Raw genomic sequence first — 9,341 nt, 5'->3', positions numbered from 1 at the left:
CCGACCCCAAGCCATTCATCTGGACCAAGACGGCCGAAGAGATTCTCGACTCCCTCGCCCGCTTCTGCCAACGAATCTCAGGCGCAGGACACTAGCGGCCCTGCCGGCTCCTGGGCACCGCACCGGTGACGGTCGTGCCCTCTCCCGGAACACCGTTGACGCTGAGCGTGCCGCCGACGTCGGCGAAATGGGCTCTCATGGCGGTGACGCCGCGCCCGGTGGCCGGCCCGGAGAAACCGACGCCGTCGTCGCTCACCGTCATACGCAACCCGGCGGGGCCCAGGGTCACCGCGACGGAGACCACGGTCGCCCGGCTGTGCCGTTCGACATTAAACAGCGACTCCCCCAGGGTCGCCAGTACGGCCCGGGCGATCCTGGCGGGCACGTCACGGCCGGGCAGCGCCCAGATCTCGACGGTGACCCCGGTGCTCTCCGACCATTCGGCCAGATGTTCTTCGAGAGCCTGGGCAAGGCTGTGTCCCGCACGCATGCGCAGTTGCTTGGTCACTGCTCAACCCTCCTGCCGCACATGGCAGCCACCGGCCCCCCGACCGAACACGTGACCCGTACGTGCGTGGGCGTGGCACTCGATGACCCGATACCCACCCGCTGCGGTGATGCCAGACCCCCCTGGCTTCCAGGCTACCGGCAGGTGCCTGCCTCGACATAGAAAGATAGAAGGCCGTGGCGCCGGAGCCACTTTCCACCGCGCCGCGGAGCCGCTCGCCGGGCAACTCGGCAGAGCACGCCAGGCCTCTGCCGCCCGTCCCGGATCACGGTCGCGGGGTGGGGGCGGGAGCGGGAAATCGCGGGTTACGGGATTACGGCGTCGTGGGGGTACGGGGTCACGGGGGTACGGGCCGGGTCACTCGGCGCGGTCGTGCCTGTTGAGCCTGGCCAGGTAGTCGTTGTAGGCGTCGAGCCGAGCGTCGCCGCTGCCGCCGCCGCGGGCCGCGGCGGCGTCGGCCCGGCGGTCGGCGTGCCGGGCCTTGCGGTCGTCGTCCCGCCACCACTGCAGGGCCAGCGCGATCAGCACGATCAGCGTCGGAATCTCACCGAAACCCCAGGCGATGGCGCCGCCGGTCTGCTGGTCGGCGATCGCGGACGCGCCCCAGGTCCGGCCGAGCTGGTCGTACCACTGGGAGGCGAGCAGGGTTCCCATGCTCATCAGCGCGATGCCGAAGAAGGCGTGGAACGGCATCGTGACGAACAGGATGATCAGCCGGGCCACGTGGGGCACCTTGTGGGGGCCCGGGTCCACGCCGATGATCACCCAGAAGAACAGGATCCCACTGAGCAGGAAGTGCACCGTCATGGCGATGTGGCCGAGGTGCTCGGCCATCGCGGCGGCGAACAACGGGGTGAAGTACAGCGCGTAGGTGGAGACCACGAAGATCGCGGTGGCGATCGCCGGGTGACCGACGAAGCGGACGAACCCGCTGTGCAGGATCGTGGTCAGCCACTCACGCGGCCCCCGGTCGCCCCGGCGGGCGGCGGGTCTGAGCGCACGCAGAGCCAGCGTGACGGGGGCGCCGAGCACCAGGAAGATCGGCACCAGCATGGACAGCGTCATGTGCTCGGCCATGTGCACGCTGAACAGCACCTTGGCGTAGCGGGCGACACCGCTCTGGGTGGCGATGAGCAGGATCAGCACGCCGGTGAACCACGCGGCGGTACGGCCCCAGGACCAGGAGTCGCCGCGGCGGGCCAGCCGTACGACCCCGGCGAGGTAGAGCCCGCCGAGCAGGACGATCAGGGTGCCCGAGAAAAGGTCGAACCACCAGAGCGAGGTCAGAGTGGACAGGGAGATCTCCGGCGGCATGGGGTAGCCCAGCACCTCGAATGCCCGGTCGCCCGGGAGACCCGGCGGCGGGGCGGTGCGGGCGAGCGCGACGGCCAGGCCGACCGTGGCGAACATGACGAGCAGTTCGACGGAGGCGAACCGGACGAACGCCCTGGGGACACCGGCGGCGAGCCGGGGCAGCGTCCGCTTCCTGTGCCACCAGCCGATGGCGCCGAGCACCGCGAACGTCGCGGTCTTGGCCAGCAGCAGCAGGCCGTAGGCGGAGGTGAAGAGCTCGGAGATCGAGGTGAGCCTGGCCACGACGCTGAACAGGCCCGACAGCCCGACGCCGATGAAGCACCACAGCGCCATGGCGGAGAACCGGGTGGCGGCGACCTCCAGGGACGGCTCCCCGCGCAGCGCGTGGGCGCAGAGCACGGCGAGGCCGCCCACCCAGAGCGCGAGGACGATCAGGTGCACCGCCACGCCGGTGGTGGCGAGGTCGTGGTTGGGCGAGGAGGAGGCGTGACCGGTGAGCGCGGGGGGGAGCAGGGTGGCCAGGGCGAGCAGCAGCAAGCCGCCGCTCGCGCCCACGGTGATCGCCCCTCGGGCGAACAGGGCGACCGCCACCGCGAACAGCACCACGAGGGTGAGCGCGATTCCATTGGAGACCTGGCTGGCGAAGCTGGTCAGCTCGTTGCCGCCGAGCACCTCGATGACGGGCAGGCCGAGGGCGACGGAGAGGCTGAACATCATCGTCGCCGCCGCGGCCGCGGCCCAGACGAGCGCGAGCCACGAGGCGGCTTTGACGTAGGTGAGCGCGGTCCTCCCCAGCAGTCCCTTGTCGCTGGGGAGGAAAACCGTGGCGGCCAGCAGCGTGCCCGCGGTCAGCACGCCCGCCGTGTTCAGCACCAGCTTGGACAGGGGCAGGCCCCAGCGGGTGAACGTGCCCTCGTCGGGCAGGCCGGGGATGATGCGCGGGGTGGCGGCGCCTCCGGCGATCATGGCGATCACCAGTGCGGCGACGGCCACCCCCGCGCCCGCGAGTGCCAGCTTCACCGTACGGCCGGTTCCGCCTTGCTCGGTCCGCGTGGTCCGCGTGGTCCGCGTGGTCCGCCCCACCTTGCTCACGGCTGCTCCACCCCGTTCACGGCTGCTGCCTCTTGTTTCGCATGCTGAAGAACAGGCCGATGCCGACGCCGGTCACGCCGCCGACGATGAGCCACATCCAACTGGGCACGACGCCGGAGGACTCCGGCTGATCGGAGCCCTGGGCCGCGGCGGCAGGGGGGCCGGCGGACTCCGAGGCGGCCGGCACGGGCTCGGCGGAGGGTTCCGAGAGGTTCGAGGGGTCCGACGAGGGGGCGCCGGTCCCGGACGGCGAAGGGGCCGCGGTCAGGGTGAAGGGGATCTCCCCCTCGATCGGGTGGCCGTCGGAGGAGACCACCCGGTACGCGATGACGTATCCGCCCGGCGGCAGGTCGCCCTTGACCCTCTGGGTGACCACCCGGCCGTCGACGGCGGGCTTGCCGTCCTGGTAGGCGGTGTTGTCCGAGGTGCGCACGACGACGGCCGGGAAGCGGATCTTGGCGGTGAAGGTCAGCCTCACCTCCCGCAGGCTCTCGACCTGGACGCCCTTGGCAGGGTCACTGCTCTGGAGCGTGTCGTGGGCGAGAGCGGGCGAGGCGAATGCCGTGCCGAGGACGAGGGTGACGAGAAGCGCGAGAACCACCGCGACAGGGGAAGTCTTCATGGCACCCTCAAGGCTACCGACGCCGCCACGCGGTCCCTACCTCCCCGCCCCGATGACCGTGCCCAAGGACCGTTCCAAGGGCCGTTTCCGGCCCGCCGGGCCCGGACGCCGGCTCCGCGCCATTCCGGCACTGGTCTAGACCGGCTGTCAGACGCGGGGACCCGGTCCAGGCCGGAGGCGGTTCCCGCCCGCCTCCGGCCCCGCGAACACCTTGTCGATCTACAACCCCACGCAGGCGAGAGCCCGTTGATAGGCGTCCACACTGCGAACCGGCTCGTCGATACGTTCCAAGACCCGGGCTGCCGTGAGCCACGCGTGAGCGGTGTAGCGGGTGGCGGGCAGCTGCTCCAGAGCCTCGGCCGCCGCCTCCAGCTCCCGCAGGGCGAGCTCTTGGCCGCCCAGCTCAGCGGAGGTCTGGCCGTGCAGCAGGCGTGCCTCCATCTGCAGCGGCTTGGGCATCCCGTCGAGCATGTCGCAGACGGCCTTGATGTGCTCTCCCGCCCGCTGGGGGTTGGCGAGCAGCAGCTCCACCCGGGCGAGGTTCATCGCGCAGCGCATCTTGTCCATCGGGTTGGCCGAGCTCTCCGACAGCTCGGTCTCCACCTTGACCAGCAGGTCGCGCCAGGAACCGGCCTGCATGGGCCGCACGGTCAGCATGACCTGGGCGTAGTCGTTGTGGAGCCGGGCCTGACGGCGGGGCTCGCCGTACTCGGACTGGATGGCGAGGGCCCGCTCGACGTGCGGGATCGCCTCGTCGCCGCGTCCGCTCTCCACCGCGACGATGGCCGTGCCCCAGTGCGCCAGGGTGAGGGCCTGCGGCATGCCGAGCGCCTCGGCCGCGGCGAGCAGCTCGGCGGAGAACTGACGGGCTCTGAGCAGGTCGCCGCGCTCGACGTAGGCGGCCAGCAGCTGGGCGCCGAGCCTGATCAGCCCGTCGGTCCAGGCCGGTCGCACCGCGCCGCCCAGGATCTGCTCCACGACCTTCACCGCCTGGGCCAGGTCGCCCCGCTCGCGGTAGCACCGGGAGAGCGCGACGGCGACGGCGACGTGACGCTCGGGCGTCATCGCGGCCGAGTCGTTCCGGCGCAACCCGTTCAGCAGGTCGATCGCCCCGTCGAGGTCGCCGCACGCCTCGGTGGCCAGGGCCAGGCCGTACTCGGCGTCCTGCCTGAGTTGAGGCAGGCCCGCGAGGCCGTTGTCCGCGAGCAGCTCGGCGTAGCGCGTGCGCGCCTCGCCGACCTCGCCGTTCTCCATGGCCAGCCGCGCGTAGCCGAGCCCGAGCTCGATCTCCTGCATCTGCTCGGCCGTCACACCGTTGATCAGGTAGGTGAGGGAACAGCCGAGTTTTTCGGCGAGCAGCTCAAGAACGGCGGGCGTAGGAGTACGCTTGCCACTCTCGATCAGAGAGACATAGCTGTCGGATAGCTCCGGATGAGCGAGCTGCGCTTGGGAAAGACCACGTTGACGACGGACGGTCTTGATGCGTTGCCCCACCAAGTCTTGACCAGCCACGTTACCCCTTGAAAGATATCGTTCGAGCAGCAGAACCCACGACAGGAGCCCCCCCGTGCGCCAACGCCTTGCTTTGTCTGCCCTCGCCGTTCTGTTTACGGCCGCAATTGCCGCCGCAAGTAATGTTACGACCGCAAGCGCTGATTCGTCTGCCCCCTCGCAGGCCGTGAGTCAGTATTCTTTGCACGTCCAGGTGGAGCACCGGGCGGGCTGGAGCTACCCCGACTAGCAGGTAGGTCAGTCCGCGTGTAAAGCGAGAAATCAGGTCGACACGGTCCGCCGTCGTGGAGGGGTCGCACCGGTGAGCTCTTCAACCCGGTGGATAACGTAGCGGGCCGTGTCGACGACTCCCCTCGTGTCCACGACGCTCCGCCCCCGGCCCGGCTGATGTACTGCTGTGGTGAGCGGCATCGAGATCCGGCGGGAACAGCGGCGGCGGGCACAGGGGCGGGGTGTCGGCGGGAGCGCCCCGCGCCCCGACGGGACGCTGAAGGTGACGGGCGAGTTCGCCTACTCCTCCGACCTGTACCTCCCCGGCATGGTCTGGGGGGTGACGCTGCGCAGCCCCCACCCGTCCGCCTGGATCCGCTCCGTCGACGTCGGGGCCGCGCTCGCCATGCCGGGGGTGCTGGCGGTGCTCACCCACGAGGACGTGCCGGGCGCCAAGTTCCACGGCCTGGAGCTCAGGGACCAGCCGGTGCTGGCGATGGACCAGGTCCGCTATCAGGGGGAGCCGGTGGCGCTGGTCGCCGCCTGCCATCCCGAGTCGGCCAGGCGGGCGGCCGAGGCGATCGTGGTGGACTACGAGGTCCGCGAGGCGGTCACCGACCCGCGCCGGGCCGCCTTCGACCCGTCGTGCCCGGTGGTCCACGAGCGCGGCAACGTGCTGCGCCACCAGCCGGTCAGGGTGGGCTCCGACTTCGAGGCCCCCGTGGTGGTCACCGGGGAGTACGAGGTCGGCATGCAGGACCAGGCGTTCCTCGGCCCCGAGTCCGGGCTGGCCGTACCGGCGGAGGACGGCGGGGTGGACCTGTTCGTCGCCACCCAGTGGCTGCACGTGGATCGCGATCAGATCGCACCGTGCCTGGGCCTGGAACCGGAGAGGGTACGGCTGTCGCTGGCCGGGGTCGGCGGCGCCTTCGGCGCCAGGGAGGATCTGTCCATGCAGGTGCACGCCTGCATGCTGGCGCTCCGCACCGGCCGCCCCGTGAAGATCGTCTACAGTCGCGAGGAGTCGTTCTTCGGCCACGTGCACCGGCACCCGGCCCGGATGCGCTACGAGCACGGCGCGACCGGCGACGGCAGACTGCTCTACGTCAGGGCGGAGATCCTGCTCGACGGCGGCGCCTACTGTTCCTCGTCCCCGGCCGTGGTCGGCAACGCCGCCTCGCTCGGGGTCGGGCCGTACGAGGTGCCCAACGTCCACATCGACGCCTACGGCGTCTACACCAACAACCCGCCCTGCGGGGCGATGCGCGGTTTCGGCGCGGTGCAGGCCTGTTACGCCTACGAGTCACAGATGGACAGGCTCGCCGAGGCGTGCGGCCTGTCCCCCGTCGAGATCCGCGTCCGCAACGCGGTCTCCCAGGGTTCGACGCTGGCCACCGGACAGGTCATCGACTCCCCCGCGCCGCTGGCCGACATGCTCCGGGAGCTCGCCGCGACGCCGCTGCCCGCCGCGCGGGGCACCGGCCCGCTGGACATGCCGGGCGGGGTCGCGCGGACCACCCGCGGCGAGGGGGTACGGCGAGGCGTCGGGTACGGCGTGGGCATCAAGAACATCTGCTTCTCGGAGGGGTTCGACGACTACTCCACCGCACGGGTCAGGGTGGAGCTGCTCGGCGGCGAGCCGCACGTGCTGGTGCACACCGCGGCGGCCGAGGTGGGCCAGGGGCTGGTCACGGTCCAGGAGCAGATCGCCCGGACCGAGCTGGGCATCGACCGGGTGACGGTCGCGCGGGCCGACACGGCGGTGGGCTCGGCGGGCTCCTCGTCGGCCTCCCGCCAGTCCTATGTCACCGGCGGCGCGGTCAAGGCGGCGTGCGAGGCCGTACGGGAGCGGCTGGAGAGGCTGCGGGCAGGAGGGGCGTCGCTGGAGGAGGCGCTGGAACGGGCCGGGGCGGTCGAGGAGACCAGGGAGTACCGTCACCGGCCGACCTTTCCGATGGACCGCCTCACCGGGCGGGGTGACTCCCACACCCAGCTCGCCCTGTGCGTGCACCGGGCCGTGGTCGACGTGGACGTGGAGCTGGGCCTGGTCAAGGTGGTGGAGCTGGCGGCCGTCCAGGACGTGGGCAGGGCGCTGAACCCGCTCGCGCTGGAGGGGCAGATCCACGGCGGATCGGCGCAGGGGCTGGGGCTGGCGCTGATGGAGGAGATCCAGGTGGTGGGGGGACGGGTGCTCAACCCGTCGTTCACCGACTATCTGATCCCCACCATCCTCGACGTGCCGCCCATGTGGCTGTCGATCCTGGAGAACCCCGACCCGCACGCCCCCTACGGCCTGCGCGGCGCGGGAGAGCCATCCACGCTCTCCTCCACCCCCGCGATCGCCGCGGCCGTGCGGGCGGCCACCGGCCTGCCGCTGCCCCGGGTGCCCATCCGGCCCCATGACATCGCGCTGAGGGGGTAGGAACCGATCACCCCCGGTAAGGGGTGAGGGAGCATGGACCGGTTCTTCGAGCTGTCGGCGCGGGGCTCGACGGTGGGCCGCGAGGTCAGGGGCGGTATCACCACGTTCATGGCGATGGCCTACATCATCCTGCTGAACCCGATCATCCTGGGCGGGGCCGTCGACGTCACCGGGGCGAGGCTGTCGATCCCGCAGCTCACCGCGTCGACCATCACCGCGGCCTCGGTGAGCACGCTGCTGATGGGGGTGGTGGGCAACGCGCCGTTCGGCGTCGCGGCGGGGCTGGGGCTGAACGCGGTGGTCGCCTACCAGGCGGCGCCGCACATGACCTGGCCGCAGGCGATGGGACTGGTCGTGCTGGAGGGCCTGGTGATCGTGGTGCTGGCGATCTCCGGGCTGCGCCGGCTCATCATGAACTCCATCCCGCTCGCGCTGAAACACGCGATCAGCGTGGGAATCGGGATGTTCATCACGCTGATCGGTCTGGTGGACGCCGGGTTCGTCGCCAAGGGGACGGGGACGCCGGTACAGCTCGGCAGGACGGGACATCTCACCGGCTGGCCGGTCGCGATCTTCTGCTTCGGCCTGCTGCTGGTGATCGTGCTCTACGTGCGCAAGGTCCGGGGGGCCATCCTGATCGGCATCGGGGTCACCGCCGTGCTGGCCATCCTGGTCGACTCGGTGGCGAGGATCGAGCCCGGGGAGTGGGGGGTCGTGGTGCCCCGGGTGCCGGAGGGGGTGGTGGCGCTCCCGGACCTCGGGCTGATCGGCCGGGTGGACCTGTTCGGCGGGTTCGGCCGCGCCGGAGCCGTGACCGCGACGGTCGTGCTGTTCACACTGGTGCTCTCCGGGTTCTTCGACGCGATGGGCACGATCATCGGGGTGAGCGACGAGGCGGGCCTGATCGACGCGGAGGGCCGGGTGCCCCGGCTGGGGGCCGTCCTGACCGTCGACGGGGTGGCCGGGACGGTCGGCGGCCTCTCCAGCGCCTCGGCGAACACGGTGTTCGTGGAGTCGGCGGCCGGGGTCGGCGAGGGGGCCAGGACCGGTCTGGCCGCCCTGGTGACCGGCGGCCTGTTCGTGCTGGCCCTGTTCTTCACCCCGATCGCCTCGGTGGTGCCCGCCGCCGCCGCGGCCCCCGCGCTGGTCCTGGTCGGCGCGCTGATGATGACGCAGGCCAGGAACGTCCCCTGGGACGACCTGCCCCTGGCCGTCCCGGCGTTCCTGACGATCGCGCTGATGCCCTTCACCTACAGCATCACCAACGGCGTGGGCGCCGGGGTGATCTCCTACACGGTCATCCAGGCGGCGGCCGGCCGGGGCCGGGAGATCCCCTGGCTGCTCTGGGTGGTCACCGCGGTCTTCGCCGCGTACTTCGCGATCGAGGCCCTCCAGGGGATGTTCGCCCGGGGCCTCGCCTAGCGTCCGAGGCCCGTCCGGTGGCGTGTCCGGGGACGTTCACCGGGTCGTGCCGCCCGGCGGCGCGGGGCGGATCAGGCCGGTGCCACCGCTCGCCGCTCCGGCGCCGCGGAGGACACCTGACCCGGTGAGGAGTGGTCCTAGAGGCAACGCCGTTCAGTTAGGCGTGGGGGCTGTTCGTCAAGGCCTGTGAACAAGACAGCGGAGCTGCTGTAGAAGAGGACTGTCACTCCAAGACACCC

Annotated in this window: 6 protein-coding genes; 2 read left to right on the top strand and 4 right to left on the bottom strand. The window is 71.2% G+C overall.

Annotated features, from left to right (window positions below; all coding sequences use genetic code 11):
* Positions 1-91: 91 nt before the first annotated feature.
* The 4 genes from ABZ194_RS29695 to ABZ194_RS29680 all read right to left on the bottom strand — a co-directional run bounded on the left by ABZ194_RS29695 (position 92) and on the right by ABZ194_RS29680 (position 5,048).
* Positions 92-508, bottom strand: coding sequence for a hypothetical protein (locus tag ABZ194_RS29695; protein ID WP_355600329.1), 417 nt, complete (start codon positions 506-508; stop codon positions 92-94).
* Positions 509-865: 357 nt separating this feature from the next.
* Complete coding sequence (locus ABZ194_RS29690; RefSeq protein ID WP_355600328.1) at positions 866-2,914, bottom strand: cytochrome c oxidase assembly protein; 2,049 nt, start codon at positions 2,912-2,914, stop codon at positions 866-868.
* Positions 2,915-2,930: 16 nt separating this feature from the next.
* Positions 2,931-3,536: a copper resistance CopC family protein gene (locus ABZ194_RS29685; RefSeq protein ID WP_355600327.1), complete on the bottom strand. Its 606-nt coding sequence runs from the start codon at positions 3,534-3,536 to the stop codon at positions 2,931-2,933.
* Positions 3,537-3,755: 219 nt separating this feature from the next.
* Positions 3,756-5,048, bottom strand: coding sequence for a helix-turn-helix transcriptional regulator (locus ABZ194_RS29680; RefSeq protein ID WP_355600326.1), 1,293 nt, complete (start codon positions 5,046-5,048; stop codon positions 3,756-3,758).
* Positions 5,049-5,445: 397 nt separating this feature from the next.
* Between ABZ194_RS29680 and ABZ194_RS29675 the strand changes: the two genes are divergently transcribed.
* Together ABZ194_RS29675 and ABZ194_RS29670 are read left to right on the top strand one after the other, a co-directional pair.
* On the top strand, positions 5,446-7,680 hold the full coding sequence (locus tag ABZ194_RS29675) for a molybdopterin cofactor-binding domain-containing protein (protein WP_355600325.1): 2,235 nt from the start codon (positions 5,446-5,448) through the stop codon (positions 7,678-7,680).
* 33 nt (positions 7,681-7,713) lie between these two features.
* Positions 7,714-9,102, top strand: coding sequence for an NCS2 family permease (locus tag ABZ194_RS29670; RefSeq protein WP_355600324.1), 1,389 nt, complete (start codon positions 7,714-7,716; stop codon positions 9,100-9,102).
* The last annotated feature ends 239 nt before the right edge of the window (positions 9,103-9,341 follow it).

The organism is Streptosporangium sp. NPDC006007 (genome assembly GCF_040614315.1).
Classification (GTDB): Bacteria; Actinomycetota; Actinomycetes; order Streptosporangiales; family Streptosporangiaceae; genus Streptosporangium.
This window is presented reverse-complemented; position numbering and strand designations above follow the sequence as displayed.

Coding starts and splice junctions, on each gene's coding strand:
- ABZ194_RS29670 (WP_355600324.1), top strand. CDS start 7,714: ATGGACCGGTTCTTCGAGCTGTCGGCGCGGGGCTCGACGGTGGGCCGC.
- ABZ194_RS29685 (WP_355600327.1), bottom strand. CDS start 3,536: ATGAAGACTTCCCCTGTCGCGGTGGTTCTCGCGCTTCTCGTCACCCTC.